The organism is Pseudomonas sp. Pseusp15, from assembly GCF_059492165.1.
Genome location: NZ_CP168523.1, coordinates 5,951,986 through 5,966,196 on the forward strand (window position 1 = coordinate 5,951,986; position 14,211 = coordinate 5,966,196).

Below are 14,211 nucleotides of genomic sequence, written 5' to 3' on the forward strand. Positions count from 1 at the left end.
CGCAGCGCCAAACCACGTTCCATTCACAGATCGAGAAGCAAAACGCGGCTTGGCCTAAGGCATGCGTATAGTCTGACTTTAAAGGTTGGCGATTGCGGTGACCTTTCATGTGCGCTAGATCCGTGCTGTCTAGGATCAGAATTAGGCCGCGCCCGCAGAGTTGGCAAGGCTGGTCAATGTGGCATTACACATTTCCGACTGCACCTGGCCTGCGTTACAGCCGCCACCGATCATTTAGCAGTGATTTTGGCGGCATCTAACCAACGTTAGGAGTTACCAGTATGTTCAAAGTAACCCCCAATCCGCCGGCAAGGTCCAACGCTAAGATCATCGATCAACGCGCTGTTGATCGACTGTTGTCCCATATGATTTTGGGTCAGAGACGGCACCGAGAAATCGTGCCAGGGCTTCAGTCCCCCTCCGTGAACCGCCGCCGCGTCAGGAAAAGCACCACGCCCAGCGGCACGGCCAGCAGTGCTAGCAGTTCCAGGTCAAAGCCCAGCACCTGCTGCTCACCAACCTTGAAGATGCTGACCAAGCCCGTTGCCAGCAGCGTCAAACCCAGCCACTTGCGCAACGGGTACGGTTTCAGGAACTGAACGAGGATCGCGCCCAGCACCAGAAGGACGATAGTTTGCATGATGTAGGGCATGTGCAGTTCCTCAGACCTTGATGACCAGCGTCACGACAGAGCGCTGTGGGCCAATCCCGCCATGGACCTCTCCCTCGATGCTGACCAGCACGTCACCTGCATGCAGGTTCGGCAGGGCCCCTTTGAGGTACCAGTTGACACCTGTCGTCACGACTGCACCTGAAGCCCAGCCAATGAGCGGCCCGCCCAACGCACCTACCTTCCCGGCAACGCCACCTGAGGCCGCAGCAATTCCCTTGGCGACGTTGCCGCGCATAGTGCTGATAGCATCGGCCTGCTGCCGGGTGAGGGGATTGGAAATGCAGACTGTCAGCAGGCATGGCAGGTTTCGAGCCTGCATTCGGTCGTACATATCGACGACCATGCTGTTGACTTGCTAATGGGCGCGTTTCGCTTCGCCAAAGTGCAGCTCGCGCAGACGACCTCAGTCGCTTTCCATGAGGGTGATTTGAGACAGATTGAAGACGATCCCTTCCTCGGACCTGTACTGCGTGGTCTTCTCGAACTTCATGCGCGTATCCATTCGTGCAAAAAGACGATGATTTTCAACAAGCGGTGACTAAGATGCAAACGGTCTTTGATGTGAGGCCCCGGGGAATTTGACGTCTGCACGGGTCTCATCGCCAGCTACCGCACCCCCGCAAGGTCAGTTTTCGGTCAGCGGCAACAGCGACGGCTCTGGGACGGTACTCCTTCGCGGTGCCGGATGAGGTTGCACGCGGTGAGTTGCGGCTGTTGCGCAATCCAGAGGATGACCTGTAGGCCAAGGCACCTCCTTGAAGCGCCTTGGCGGCTGGCGAACCAGCACTGTACCTAATTTGTACCCTTGGACCCTAGGACTGTATCTGTGGTGGACCAGCCAGAAACGCGAAAGCCGCGCAATGCGCGGCTTTGGAGTTGGTGGGCCCACACGGACTTGAACCGTGGACCAAAGGATTATGAGTCCTCTGCTCTAACCAACTGAGCTATAGGCCCTCAGTAGGCCGCGGATTATAGCGATGGTTTCTCGGCTGTGCTATCCGAAAAATCCGATACGGTTATACGAAGAAACGTCGCGGCGAATTCGTCGGGGGAAAGTGGCAGGCTGACGATGTAGCCCTGGATCTGTTCGCAGCCTTCGGTGGTGAGGAATTGTTGCTGGGCATGGGTTTCGACGCCTTCGGCGATGACGGTGAATTGCATGCTGCGGCCCAGGGCGATGATTGCGCGGACAATCGCCGCGTCGTGCGGGTCGTCCGGCAAGCCGCGGACGAAGGACTGGTCGATCTTGAGGATGTCCAGCGGCAGGCGTTTGAGGTAGCTCAGGGACGAATAACCGGTGCCGAAATCGTCGATCGCCAGCTGCACGCCCAGGCGTTTGAGTTGGTGCAGGACCGTCAGCGCTTCTTCGGCCTGGCTCATGATGAAGTTTTCGGTAATCTCCAGTTGCAGAAAATCAGGTTTGAGGCGGTTGTCCTTGAGCAATTGCTCGATCCGGCCGAGCAGGTTCGGCTGGCGTAATTGAGCGCCCGCCAGGTTGACCGAGAGTGGGCCGAGGCACTCATAGACCTGATTCCACTCGTACATCTGCTGGCAGGCAGTCTCCAATACCCAATCACCGATTTGCAGGATCATGCCGTTTTCTTCGGCCAGGGGAATGAAGTGCTCGGGGGGCACATCGCCAAAGGTCGGGTGATGCCAGCGAATCAGCGCTTCGGCACCGACCAGCCGATGATCCTTGAGGCTGATTTTGGGTTGGTAGTACAAAAACAGCTCATTGCGCTCGATGGCGCGTCGCAGTTCATGCTCCAGTGCCACGCGTTCGCTGGCCTGGGCGGTGAGGTCGCGGGTGTAGCTTTCAACCCGGTTACGGCCCTTGGCCTTGGAGCGATACATCGCGGCATCGGCGTTCTTGACCAGCGTGGCAACGTCGCAGCCGTCCTTGGGATACAGGCTGGTGCCGATGCTGGCGCTGATGAAAAACTCGTGCTCGCCGGCCTGGAAAGGGGCGCTGAAGCAATTGAGCAGCTTGGTGGCAATGTTGTCGGCATCGCTGGCCTGTTGCAGGCCGGGGAGCAGGATGATGAATTCGTCGCCACCCAGCCGCGCCACGGTATCGATATCGCGCAACTGCTCCTTGAGGCGTACGGCGATGCCTTTGAGCAGCAGGTCGCCGACCGGGTGACCGAGGCTGTCGTTGATGTGTTTGAAACGGTCCAGGTCCAGGAATAGCACGGCGCCTTGGCCACCGTTTTCCTGCTGGTTGTTCAGCGCGGTCAGCAGGCGGCTTTCGAACAGTGTGCGATTCGGCAGGCCGGTCAGCGGATCGTGGTGCGCCTGGTAGTCGAGTTTGGCTTGCGCATGCTTGAGGCTGGAAATGTCCGCGAACACCGCGACAAAGTGGGTGATGAGTTTGTCCCGGTTGCGCACGGCGCTGATGGTCAGCCAGCTCGGGTAGAGCTCGCCGTTCTTGCGCCGGTTGGAAATCTCGCCTTGCCAATGACCTTCGGCGGTCAGTTGATGCCACATCGCAGCATAGAAGGCGCTGTCGTGCAGGCCCGAGGCGAGCAGGCGAGGGGTGTGGCCCAGTGCTTCGGTCTCGCTGTAGCCGGTGATTTCGGTGAATGCCCGATTGACCGCGCTGATGTGCTGTTGGGTGTCGGTGATCAAGACGCCCTCGGCGGTGCTTTCGAACACGGTGGCGGCCTGTTGCAGTTTTTCCTGCATCAGGTGTCGCTCGGTAATGTCCCGGGCGATGGTCAGCATGCAGTCTTCATCGCCGATGGGCAGTGGCCGGCTTGAAACTTCGCAGAGCCGGATCTGCCCGTCCTTGCGGCGGATGTGGCAACTGAAATCGCGGACGAAACCATCCCGGTGCAGCAATTCGAGCATCTGTTTGCGCTCGTTGAGATTGACCCAGATCCCCAGGTCCAGCGCCGACCGATCTACCGACATCGCACTGTTGAACCCGGTTATACGGCTGAAACCTTCGTTGACCTCCAGCAGCAAGCCGTCGCTCTGCCGGGACAGCAGCAAGCCGTCGGGGGAGGCGTGGAAGGCCTTGGCGAATTTCTCTTCGGAGGTTTGCAGCTGTTGCTGGGTTTCCTTGAGCTGACTGATGTCTCGTACGACGACCACCAGGGCCGGGGTCGTGTCGAGGTCGAAAGGCTCGGCAGAGATCAGGCCGGTAAACACCTGGCCATTGTTGCGGCGAAAGGGCATCTCCAGGTTGCGGATACTGCCGGCCTGCAATCGCTGCAGCAAACCCGGTCCCACGCCAGGAACGCCCCAGATGTTCAGGTCGGTGGCCGTCTGGCCTATGACGTCTTCGGCCTTGAGGCCGATCTGTTCCTCGAACGCTTCGTTGACTTCCAGCAGGCAGCCATCGGAAAGCCGTGCGATCACCAGAATATCCGGGCATTGCTGGAACACTGAGGCGAACTTCTGTTCCGACAGGCGCAGCGCCTCTTCGGTGCGTTTGGCTTCGCTGATATCGATCATCAGCCCGCGCAGGACCGGTTCACGGCCATGTTCGATCAGGCTGACGATATCGCGGACCCACAGGCAACGGCCATCAGCGGTGATGACCCGGTAATCGACGCTGTGATCGCGCCCGGCCGCCACTTCACGGTCGCAGAACGCCTGGGCCCGAGTGAGGTCTGCGGGGTGGATGATGTTGCGCCAGAAGCCCGGAATCAGCCAATGGGACAGGGGATAACCGAGGAGGTCCTGGGCGTGGGGCGACACGTAACTGTAGGTGTAATCGCTGATCTGCGCTTCCCAGGCGATGGCTGAAAGACTCTCCACCAGCCCGCGATAATGGTATTCGCTGCTGCGCAGCTCCTGTTCCAGATTGACCCTGCGGGCTATTTCCGAACTCAGTCGGCGGTTGATCCGGATAACCACTGCCAGAACGACGATCAGAAGCAGTAGTCCTGGGAGGCCGTACATCAGCACATCGGACCAGAAGGTTCGATGATCGAGGACATTACCGACCCAATGTTCTTGGATGGCACTGATTTCACTCGGGCTCATGTCTGCCAGGACTTTGTCCAGGATACTGACCAGCAGCTTGTCGTTCGGCGGGACGGCCATCGCCAATTGATAGCGGTAGGGCGTTTCACCGCTGACGTAGAGCCCTTCGAGCTTGAGCTGGCGCAGGCTCCAGACGCTGGAGGCAAGATCGCCCACGACGGCGTCCACCGCATCGGTGGCAAGTGCCTGCAGCGCCGAGCTGACATTGGGCATTGCCACCAGATTCAAGTCGGGATGCTGGGTGCGCAACAGTTCATGGGGAGCGTAGTTTTCCACCACGGCGATCTTCAGCCCGTACAGATCTTTGAGTTTGCGCGGTTGGGGGCCTCCGACGTGGGCCAGAATGACAATCGGAAAATCGAGGTAGGGGCGGGTGAACGACAGATAGGTCTGGCGCTCGGGGGTCGACATGATGCCCGGCAAGATGTCTAGCTTGCCTTGTTTGGCCTGCTGCAGCACTTCAGTCCAGCTGACCGGTTCGATGGGCGTGAGTTTGATGGCCAGCCGTTGCCGGATGACGTTGATATAGTCCGCTGCCAGGCCCTGATAACGCCCATGATCGTCGCGAAACTCAAACGGCGGCCAGGAGGCATCGACGCCCAGGCGCAATTCCGGGTGAGCCGCCAGCCAGCTACGTTCTTCGTCGGTCAGAGTCAGCGCGCCAGCCGTTGCGGTCCAGGTCATCAGCGACAGCAAAAAAAGCACGGTCGACCATCTGGGCATAACGGTCTCGTTATGGCTTTGGGGGAATGCTTCGAGTGTAGACGGGCTATTCGGCGGGTGGGACGTGCGGGGAATTTAATCTGCATAAAGCAAAACCCCCGGCCTGGGCCGGGGGTTTTGTGATCACTCGTCGAGGAAGGAGCGCAAATGCTCGCTTCTCGTCGGGTGGCGCAGCTTGCGCAGCGCCTTGGCTTCGATCTGACGAATCCGTTCACGGGTCACGTCGAACTGCTTACCAACCTCCTCGAGGGTGTGGTCGGTATTCATGTCGATACCGAAGCGCATGCGCAAAACCTTGGCTTCACGGGCAGTGAGGCCGGACAGGACTTCGCGTGTCGCTTCTTTAAGGCTCTCAACGGTGGCGACATCGATTGGCGACTGCATGGTCGAGTCTTCGATGAAGTCACCCAGATGGGAGTCTTCGTCATCACCGATCGGGGTTTCCATGGAGATCGGCTCTTTAGCGATCTTCAATACCTTGCGGATCTTGTCCTCAGGCATTTCCATGCGTTCGCCCAGCTCTTCCGGGGTCGGTTCGCGACCCATTTCCTGCAACATCTGCCGGGAAATACGGTTGAGCTTGTTGATCGTCTCGATCATGTGCACCGGAATACGGATGGTGCGGGCCTGGTCGGCGATCGAGCGAGTGATCGCCTGACGGATCCACCAGGTGGCATAAGTCGAGAATTTGTAGCCGCGGCGGTATTCGAACTTGTCTACCGCTTTCATCAAGCCAATGTTGCCTTCCTGGATCAGATCGAGGAACTGCAGGCCACGGTTGGTGTACTTCTTGGCGATGGAGATCACCAGACGCAAGTTCGCTTCGACCATCTCTTTCTTCGCGCGGCGGGCCTTGGCCTCACCGATCGACATGCGACGGTTGATGTCCTTGATCTCGGCGATCGTCAAACCGGTTTCGGTTTCCAGCGCGGTCAGCTTCTGCTGGCAACGAATGATGTCCGGTTGCAGGCGACCAATGGCTTCAGCGTATTTGCTTTTGCCTTTGGCCAGTGCATCGCTCCAGCTTTCGTCGACTTCATTGCCCGGGAACTGGCGCAGGAAGTCGGCACGCGGCATGCGGGCATCACGAACGCACAATTGCATGATCGCGCGCTCTTGCTGACGCAGACGATCCAGGGCGCTGCGAACACGCTCGACCAGGCCTTCGAATTGCTTCGGCACCAGTTTGATCGGCATGAACAGCTCAGCCAGGGCCAACAGCTCGGCAATCGCAGCCTTGTTGTAGCGACCGTGCTTTTTCAGCGCCTTGCGGGTGATTTCCATCTGATCGGCGACAGCGCCAAAACGCTGTGCGGCGATGACCGGATCCGGACCGCTTTCGGCTTCTTCTTCGTCATCGCTTGCTTCGGCGTCATCGTCGTCGGTGTCGTCGTCCGCTTTCACGGCTTTCGGGTCGACAGGCGGTGGCACTTCGGCTGCAGGCGGCGCAATGCCGTCGTCCGGGTCGATATAACCGCTCAGGACGTCGGACAGGCGGCCACCTTCGGTGGTGACGCGAGTGTACTCGGAGAGAATATGGTCAACCGTGCCAGGGAAGTGCGCGATTGCGCCCATCACTTCGCGGATGCCCTCTTCAATACGCTTGGCGATTTCGATTTCGCCTTCACGTGTGAGGAGCTCTACCGTACCCATTTCACGCATGTACATGCGCACTGGGTCGGTGGTGCGACCAATGTCGGTCTCGACCGCTGCCAACGCTGCTGCTGCCTCTTCGGCCGCGGCTTCGTCGGTATCGGCGTCGGCCAGCATAAGGGAATCCTTATCTGGCGCAACCTCGAATACGTTGATCCCCATGTCATTGATCATGCGGATGATGTCTTCCACCTGTTCCGGATCTGAAATATCCTCCGGCAGGTGGTCGTTGACCTCCGCGTAAGTCAGGTAGCCCTGCTCACGACCAAGTGTGATCAACTCTTTGATACGAGACTGCTGTTGCGCTTTTCCGGACATAACACCCTATCCACTGAAGGTCTTGGCGGGCAAAAAACAAGCCGAGGATTATACCTGAGCTATGACCTCACGCGCCAGTTGAGGTCGGGTTTGATGCGCAAACATTGCGGCTTAAAAGGTCGCGCAGTTGATTTTTCTCTTCGGCACTCAACTCACTTTGACGCGCTTTTCGAAGAAGTTGTTCCAGATTTCGCTCGCGTTGGCGGGCTGACAAGCTAGTAATGGTGTCGAAAAACTGTTGTTCAAGGTTATCTCCATCAATCAGCCATTCCTTTTCTGCCAGCGCTTTCAGCAGTCGGCCCTGTTCAGTGCCGTGCCAACGCGCAATCAGTTGAAATGAGTTTAGCTTGGGATTCTTCTGTACGGCTTCGAGCAGGGCGACCAGCAGTTGCGTGTTAGTGTGGTCTTCGGCCGCAAAGTGCCCGGCATCCTCGACTTTTTCGGCCAATTGCGGGTGATGCAGCAACGTGCGCAAGGCGGCCAGGGTGGGTGGCTCTACAGCAGCCGGTACTCGTGGCGCGCGTGGTTGATCGCGATCGCCGCCACGTTTGCCGTTCTTGTCCCACGGTTTCTTGTCCCATTTCTTGCCGCCCGCACCGGGTTTTTTCGGCGTCCACTCCTGCTGCGGCACATACATCTCTTGTGCCTGCGGCTGATGGTAGTCGCTGTAATCGGGCATGGCGTCGTAATCAATGCCCGGGTCGTAAGCCGGTGGTGCTTCCTGAGGTGCGCTTTGCACCAGTTGACTCACGGCTTCGCCGCTGAGCCCGGTAATTTCGGTCAGGCGCTGGCGCATCAGAATGCGTAGGTTGGCGCCCGGAACCTTGTCGATCAGTGGCGCGGCGAGGGTAGCCATGTGGGCCTTGCCTTCAAGCGAGCGCGGGTCCGATTCCTCGGTCAGCTGTTGGAAAAAATAATCGGCCAATGGCTGTGCATGCTGATTGATCCGCGCGCGGAAGGCGTCAGTGCCTTCGGAGCGGACCAGCGTGTCCGGGTCTTCGCCTTCGGGCAGGAATAGAAAGCGTGCGCGCCGTCCGTCCTGCAGGCTCGGCAACGTCGCTTCCAGTGCACGCCAGGCAGCGTTGCGGCCGGCCTGGTCGCCGTCGAAGCAGAACAGTACGTTGGGTACGACGCGAAACAGTCGCTTCAAGTGCTCTTCGCTGGTGGCGGTGCCCAGGGTTGCCACAGCATTGCGCAGGCCTTGCTGGGCGAGGGCGATGACGTCCATGTAGCCTTCGACGACGATGATTTCGTCGAGGTTGCGGTTGTTCTTGCGCGCTTCGTAAAGGCCATAGAGTTCCTGGCCCTTATGGAAAACCGGGGTTTCCGGTGAGTTCAGGTATTTCGGCTTGTCGTCGCCCAGTACCCGGCCGCCGAAGGCGATGATGCGCCCGCGACTGTCGCGGATCGGGAACATCACGCGATCGCGGAAGCGGTCATAGCGCTTGCCGGTTTCGGCGTTCTCCACCAGCAGGCCGGCATCGATCATGGCCTTTTGCTGCAGGGTGTCGCTGCTCAGATGCTTGAACAGATTATCCCAGCCGGGCGGAGCGAATCCGAGGCCGAAATCCCGAGCAATTTCGCCGGTCAATCCACGACCTTTCAAGTAATCCACGGCCGCTTTGCGCGCCGGATGGCTTTTCAGGGCCTGGCGGTAAAAATCGGCGGCAGCGGTGAGCAGCGGATACAGCGGCGAATCGGTGGGCTGTCGCGGTTTGTGCGGTCGGCCGCTTTCTTCGCGGGGGATTTCCATGCCGGCGGCTTTGGCCAGTTCTTCGACTGCCTGGGGGAAGTCCAGGTTGTCGTGGTCCATGATGAAGCCGAGGGCGTTACCGCCAGCGCCGCAACCGAAGCAGTAATAGAACTGTTTGTCGGGGCTGACGCTGAAGGAGGGGGTTTTCTCTTTGTGAAACGGGCAGCAGGCAGTGTAGTTCTTGCCGGCCTTTTTCATTTGCAGGCGCGAGCTGACCACATCGACGATGTCGGTGCGGTTCAGAAGGTCGTCAATGAAGCTCTGGGGAATTAGCCCGGCCATGGCGTTCTCGTCATCTGCGCTGAAATGGACCCGAAACGAAGTGCGGCCGAACGCAGGTCGTTGTTTGAGGCGCGCAGGGTGTGCGGCTCGACCGGTGTCGTCTGCGTAATCGCTGTCGGGAAGTGTATCTGCCGAAAATCCACTGACGTTAGTACCAATCAGCATTCGACTATTCGAAAGTGTTTCGCTGAGTCCGGCGACGGCCAATCTATGGCCTCGGATAGCTCAATAAGCGGGCACGCAAGACGGTGCCTTGGGCTGATCGTCGTGAGAGGAATCAGTGGGTGTGCTCGTCAGTAGCCTTGAAAGGCTCGTCAGAAAAGACGTGCACCGCTGGCAAAAGAGCCAGGTCTGACGCTGTGAAGCAGGTTTGTCTCGGTCGCGTCTGCGGCTTTGACGGTGAAGCATCAAGCGTTGTCCGCAAATGCCATTAGCCCGGCTGAGGGCCGGGCTTGGCAGAAGCTTGCTACGATCGTCTGTGTATTAGTACAGACGAACGGCGCGGCGCTGTTCGCGCTGTACTTTCTTGGCGTGACGCTTAACAGCGGCTGCTGCTTTGCGCTTACGCTCAGAAGTAGGCTTCTCGTAAAATTCGCGGCTACGAACTTCAGCCAGTACACCGGCTTTTTCGCAGGAGCGCTTGAAACGACGCAGAGCTACGTCGAAGGGTTCGTTCTCTTTAACTTTGACGGCTGGCATCCAGAGCTACCTTCATTCATTACCGGGGTCAACATCCTCGCGGCAAAAGAGCACTTGAAGACGTCGGTTTTTAAGGGTTGCGGATGTTAACCCCTCATCGCTCGGAATGCAAAGCCTCTGATCGAAAACCGCTGGTCGGGGCATCACGCGACGACTATTATGCGCGCCTTCGAATTCAGCCTCTACAAGGCGCAAACCCATGCTAGTACTGGGATTAGAAACCTCTTGCGACGAAACCGGTGTCGCACTTTACGACAGTGAACGCGGGTTGTTGGCCGATGCGCTGTTCAGTCAGATCGACCTGCATCGCGCTTATGGCGGCGTTGTGCCGGAGCTGGCTTCGCGCGATCACGTCAAACGCATGCTGCCCTTGATCCGTCAGGTGCTGGCGGAGGCCGACTGCGTGCCGACCGAGATCGACGCCATCGCTTATACCGCCGGCCCCGGCCTGGTCGGAGCCCTGCTGGTAGGGGCTTCCTGCGCGCAGGCGCTGGCTTTTGCCTGGGGTATCCCGGCCCTGGGCGTGCACCACATGGAAGGTCACTTGCTGGCGCCGATGCTGGAGCCGCAGCCACCGGAGTTCCCGTTCGTCGCTTTGTTGGTCTCGGGCGGTCATACGCAGCTGGTTCAGGTCGACGGGATCGGTCAGTACACGCTCTTGGGCGAGACCCTCGACGATGCCGCCGGCGAAGCGTTCGATAAAACTGCAAAAATGATGGGCCTCAATTACCCGGGCGGTCCGGAGATCGCTCGTCTGGCGGCGCAAGGCGTTGACGGACGTTTCGTCTTCCCGCGTCCGATGTGTGATCGTCCGGGCCTGGCGTTTAGCTTCAGCGGTTTGAAAACCTTCGCCTTGAACACCTGGCAGCAATGCGTCAGCGCCGGGGACGACGGCGAGCAAGCCCGTTGCGACATCTCGCTGGCGTTCCAGCAGGCCGTGGTGGAGACTTTGACCATCAAGTGCAAGCGTGCCCTGAAACAGGCTGGCATGAAGCGTCTGGTGATCGCTGGTGGCGTCAGCGCCAACAAGGCGTTGCGTACGTCACTGGAAAAAATGCTCGGCGACATGAGGGGCAATGTGTTTTATGCCCGTCCGGAGTTCTGCACCGACAACGGTGCGATGATTGCGTTTGCCGGCTGCCAGCGCTTGCGGGCCGGTCAGCACGAAAGCCTGGCAATCAGCGTGCAGGCGCGCTGGCCGATGGAGCAGTTGTCGGCGCTGTGATGAGTGGCGCTCACGTGCGGTATTTAAAAATGCCGTTCGCGCCCGGCAAACAGGTCGCGTAGATTGCCGCGATGACGCCAGACGATCAGCCCCGTGAGCGCGCTCATGGGCAGCAGTGCCGCCGGTTCTTGCCAGGCGAGCAGCGGCAGGGTCAGGGGTGTGGCAATCAGGGCGGCGAGTGAGCTGGTGCGGGTCAGGTAGAACGTCAACAGCCAGGCACAGACCGCCAGCAGCGCAGCGGGTGGATAGAGCCCCAACAGCATGCCGGCCGCGGTGGCGACACCCTTGCCGCCGCGAAAGCGGAAGTACAGTGGAAACAGGTGACCGATGACGGCGAAGACGCCGATCCAGGCCTGTTCCTGCAGTGAAAGGCCCATTGCACCTGCGACCAGCACTGGCAGCAGGCCTTTGCAGAGGTCGCCGAGCAAGGTCAGGATGGCGAGTTTTTTGCCGGCCAGACGAAACATATTGGTGGCACCGGCATTGCCCGAGCCACTCATTCGCGGATCGGGGTTACCGGTCAGGCGGCTGAGCAAAATGGCGAAGGACAGAGAGCCGAGCAGGTAGGCGAAAATCGCCAGTGACCAAAACATGCTAACTATTCCGGGCGAGGACGCCCTGATTCTAACGGCGCATTGCGCCCTTGTCGTGCAGCGGAGAGAAGTGCTTGGACAGAGTGTTTATCGAGGGCCTGGAAGTCGACACCGTGATCGGTGCCTACGACTGGGAACGAGGCATCCGACAGTGTCTGCGACTTGATCTGAGCTTCGCCTGGGACAATCGTCCGGCCGCTGCTGGTGATGACCTGACTCTGGCGCTCGACTACGCGAGCGTTTCGTCACGCATCCAGGCTTTTGCCGAGCAGGCGCAGTTCCAGCTGGTCGAGACGTTTGCCGAGCGTCTGACAGAAGTGCTGATGAGTGAGTTCAAGATCACCTGGATGCACCTCAAGCTGACCAAGCCAGGTGCCGTTCCGGCGGCCAAGGGCGTGGGTGTGGAGATCGAGCGCGGATGTCGCTGACTCAGGTGTACCTCGGGCTCGGTAGCAACATCGAGCGCGAATCCCATTTGCAGGCTGGCCTGGACGCCCTGGCGGGTTTCCTGGTGGATATGCGCTGCTCGGCGGTGTTCGAAAGCCAGCCGGTGGGGATCAAGAGCGGGCCGTTTTTCAACTTTGTGGTCTCGGCCTATACCGATCTACCGTTGATGGAGCTGGATCGACGGCTGAAATTCATCGAAGCGGATAACGGCCGTTACGCGCCGGACCGCAAGGGCTTGCCGCTGGATATCGACGTGCTGCTGTTCGGCGATCTGGTGGGCAATTTCGATGGTTTGGTCTTGCCGCGGGCAGAGATTCTGAAAAACGCATTCGTGCTGTGGCCGTTGTCGCTGATTGCGCCGGACAGAGTGCATCCGGGTGTAGGCAAAAGCTTTGCGACCTTGTGGAGCGAGGCGCGGATCGATCAGGTGTTGGCGCCGGTGGCTTTTGAGTGGCGCGGTGAGCAGTTGACCCCTTCCGATATGCTGTAAAGCAAAAGATCGCAGCCTGCGGCAACTTCTACGCCGATCTCTGTAGGAGTTGCCGCAGGCTGCGATCTTTTGCCCTTGCTTATGCTTTTTCTTTGTAGGCCTTCAGCGCTTTGAGCCGCTCGCGCTTGATCGCCTCGCCCAATTCCGGCCCCTTGAATCCCTTCTCCAGCAACGGCTGAACCGCCACGCTTCGCGCTGCAGTCGCGGCACCGCGCAAATAATCCGCCTGTGGATAACTTCGCTGCTCCAGGCCTTTGCGCCCTCGAGCGTCCATCTCGCACGCCGCAATAAACTCCTCAAAGCGCTGAGGTCGACGATAGACGTCGAAACTCTGCAGCAACTCCAGCAGGGTCGACGGTTTCAGCTCCAGAGCCCGGTGGCCATGGGTGTGATACTCGCCCACCAGCAGTGCCAATTCCTGACAATCCTTCGGTGCCTTGAAGCGCTCGTTGATCGCTTTGATCAGCTTCAGGCCTTTGTGCTCGTGGGCGATGTGGCGGGGCCATTCCTCCTCGGGCGTCAGTCCTTTGCCCAAGTCGTGCAGCAGGCAGGCCCAGCGCACGGTCAGCGGCTGTTTGTGCTGTGCCGCTTGCTCCAGCACGCTCAGGGTATGCACGCCTGTGTCGATTTCCGGGTGATGGGCCTCGGGTTGCGGTACACCGAACAGCGCATCGACTTCCGGCATTAGCACTTTGAGCGCACCGCACTCGCGCAGCACCTGGATGAACACCTGGGGTTGGTCTTCCATCAGCGCACGGGCGATTTCTTTCCAGCTGCGTTCCGCGGTCAGTGCCTCCAGTTCACCTGATTCGCTGAGTTGCCTCATCAGCGCCAGTGTTTCGGGGGCGACGGTGAAGCCCAGTCCTGCATAACGCGCGGCGAAGCGGGCAACGCGCAGAACGCGGAGCGGATCTTCGGCGAACGCGGGGGAAACGTGACGAAGCAGGCGAGCCTCGAGATCCCGCTGGCCATGGTAGGGGTCGGTCAGGTTCTGCTGATCGTCTTCGGCCATGGCGTTGATCGTCAGGTCACGACGAATCAGGTCTTCTTCGAGCGTGACTTCGGGGCTGGCGTGAAAGGTGAAGCCGCCGTAACCGCGCCCGCTTTTGCGTTCGGTGCGGGCGAGGGCGTATTCCTCACCGCTTTTGGGGTGAAGAAATACCGGAAAATCCGCACCCACCGGGCGAAAGCCCTTGGCGAGCATTTCTTCGGTGGTGGCGCCTACCACGACCCAGTCGATATCGGTGACAGGCCTGCCCAGCAGGCGATCGCGTACCGCACCACCGACTTTATAAATCTGCATAAAAAACCTCCGTTAGCCCGACAGAATAACCTTTGCGTCGAACTTCCGGAGGCCGAAAC

The 14,211-nt window shown here is 59.4% G+C and carries 11 protein-coding genes and 1 tRNA gene; 3 read left to right on the forward strand and 9 right to left on the reverse strand.

Features of this window, described 5'->3' with window-relative positions:
* Positions 1–409 precede the first annotated feature (409 nt).
* The 7 genes from ACEN8R_RS26860 to rpsU all read right to left on the reverse strand — a co-directional run bounded on the left by ACEN8R_RS26860 (position 410) and on the right by rpsU (position 10,094).
* Positions 410–652: a hypothetical protein gene (locus ACEN8R_RS26860; RefSeq protein ID WP_018928836.1), complete on the reverse strand. Its 243-nt coding sequence runs from the start codon at positions 650–652 to the stop codon at positions 410–412.
* Between the two features lie 10 nt (positions 653–662).
* Positions 663–1,016 (reverse strand): hypothetical protein, encoded by a 354-nt coding sequence (locus ACEN8R_RS26865; RefSeq protein ID WP_018928837.1) that lies wholly within the window; start codon positions 1,014–1,016, stop codon positions 663–665.
* Between the two features lie 534 nt (positions 1,017–1,550).
* Positions 1,551–1,627, reverse strand: a tRNA-Ile gene (locus ACEN8R_RS26870).
* A gap of 15 nt (positions 1,628–1,642) precedes the next feature.
* Entirely contained in the window at positions 1,643–5,389 is a 3,747-nt protein-coding gene (locus tag ACEN8R_RS26875) for a bifunctional diguanylate cyclase/phosphodiesterase (RefSeq protein WP_495624481.1), read from the reverse strand.
* Positions 5,390–5,512: 123 nt separating this feature from the next.
* Positions 5,513–7,360, reverse strand: coding sequence for an RNA polymerase sigma factor RpoD (gene rpoD / locus ACEN8R_RS26880; protein WP_007936542.1), 1,848 nt, complete (start codon positions 7,358–7,360; stop codon positions 5,513–5,515).
* A gap of 67 nt (positions 7,361–7,427) precedes the next feature.
* The gene (dnaG, locus tag ACEN8R_RS26885) at positions 7,428–9,395 is read right to left on the reverse strand and encodes a DNA primase (RefSeq protein WP_018928839.1); all 1,968 of its coding nucleotides are present in this window, start codon (positions 9,393–9,395) and stop codon (positions 7,428–7,430) included.
* A 483-nt stretch (positions 9,396–9,878) separates the two neighbouring features.
* Complete coding sequence (gene rpsU / locus ACEN8R_RS26890) at positions 9,879–10,094, reverse strand: 30S ribosomal protein S21 (RefSeq protein WP_002551877.1); 216 nt, start codon at positions 10,092–10,094, stop codon at positions 9,879–9,881.
* A 199-nt stretch (positions 10,095–10,293) separates the two neighbouring features.
* On the opposite strand from rpsU, the gene tsaD reads away from it, so the two are divergent.
* Positions 10,294–11,319, forward strand: coding sequence for a tRNA (adenosine(37)-N6)-threonylcarbamoyltransferase complex transferase subunit TsaD (tsaD, locus tag ACEN8R_RS26895; protein ID WP_495624482.1), 1,026 nt, complete (start codon positions 10,294–10,296; stop codon positions 11,317–11,319).
* Positions 11,320–11,342: 23 nt separating this feature from the next.
* Here tsaD and plsY read toward each other — a convergent pair whose 3' ends face one another.
* Entirely contained in the window at positions 11,343–11,912 is a 570-nt protein-coding gene (gene plsY, locus ACEN8R_RS26900; RefSeq protein ID WP_018928842.1) for a glycerol-3-phosphate 1-O-acyltransferase PlsY, read from the reverse strand.
* 74 nt (positions 11,913–11,986) lie between these two features.
* Between plsY and folB the strand changes: the two genes are divergently transcribed.
* Positions 11,987–12,340, forward strand: a complete 354-nt coding sequence (folB, locus tag ACEN8R_RS26905; RefSeq protein WP_018928843.1) for a dihydroneopterin aldolase — start codon at positions 11,987–11,989, stop codon at positions 12,338–12,340.
* Entirely contained in the window at positions 12,331–12,849 is a 519-nt protein-coding gene (folK, locus tag ACEN8R_RS26910; protein ID WP_018928844.1) for a 2-amino-4-hydroxy-6-hydroxymethyldihydropteridine diphosphokinase, read from the forward strand. Before folB ends, folK begins: the two co-directional genes overlap by 10 nt.
* Positions 12,850–12,928: 79 nt before the next feature.
* On the opposite strand, the gene ACEN8R_RS26915 is transcribed toward folK, so the two are convergent.
* Positions 12,929–14,152 carry a multifunctional CCA addition/repair protein gene (locus ACEN8R_RS26915; protein ID WP_018928845.1) on the reverse strand — a complete coding sequence of 408 codons (1,224 nt, stop codon included), beginning with the start codon at positions 14,150–14,152 and terminating at the stop codon, positions 12,929–12,931.
* Between the last annotated feature and the right edge of the window lie 59 nt (positions 14,153–14,211).

Bases quoted from the DNA above. Each gene is read 5' to 3' on its own strand.
- ACEN8R_RS26875 (WP_495624481.1), bottom strand. From the start codon at position 5,389: ATGCCCAGATGGTCGACCGTGCTTTTTTTGCTGTCGCTGATGACCTGG.
- folK (WP_018928844.1), top strand. From the start codon at position 12,331: ATGTCGCTGACTCAGGTGTACCTCGGGCTCGGTAGCAACATCGAGCGC.
- dnaG (WP_018928839.1), bottom strand. From the start codon at position 9,395: ATGGCCGGGCTAATTCCCCAGAGCTTCATTGACGACCTTCTGAACCGC.
- plsY (WP_018928842.1), bottom strand. From the start codon at position 11,912: ATGTTTTGGTCACTGGCGATTTTCGCCTACCTGCTCGGCTCTCTGTCC.
- tsaD (WP_495624482.1), top strand. From the start codon at position 10,294: ATGCTAGTACTGGGATTAGAAACCTCTTGCGACGAAACCGGTGTCGCA.
- ACEN8R_RS26860 (WP_018928836.1), bottom strand. From the start codon at position 652: ATGCCCTACATCATGCAAACTATCGTCCTTCTGGTGCTGGGCGCGATC.
- rpsU (WP_002551877.1), bottom strand. From the start codon at position 10,094: ATGCCAGCCGTCAAAGTTAAAGAGAACGAACCCTTCGACGTAGCTCTG.
- ACEN8R_RS26865 (WP_018928837.1), bottom strand. From the start codon at position 1,016: ATGGTCGTCGATATGTACGACCGAATGCAGGCTCGAAACCTGCCATGC.
- rpoD (WP_007936542.1), bottom strand. From the start codon at position 7,360: ATGTCCGGAAAAGCGCAACAGCAGTCTCGTATCAAAGAGTTGATCACA.
- ACEN8R_RS26915 (WP_018928845.1), bottom strand. From the start codon at position 14,152: ATGCAGATTTATAAAGTCGGTGGTGCGGTACGCGATCGCCTGCTGGGC.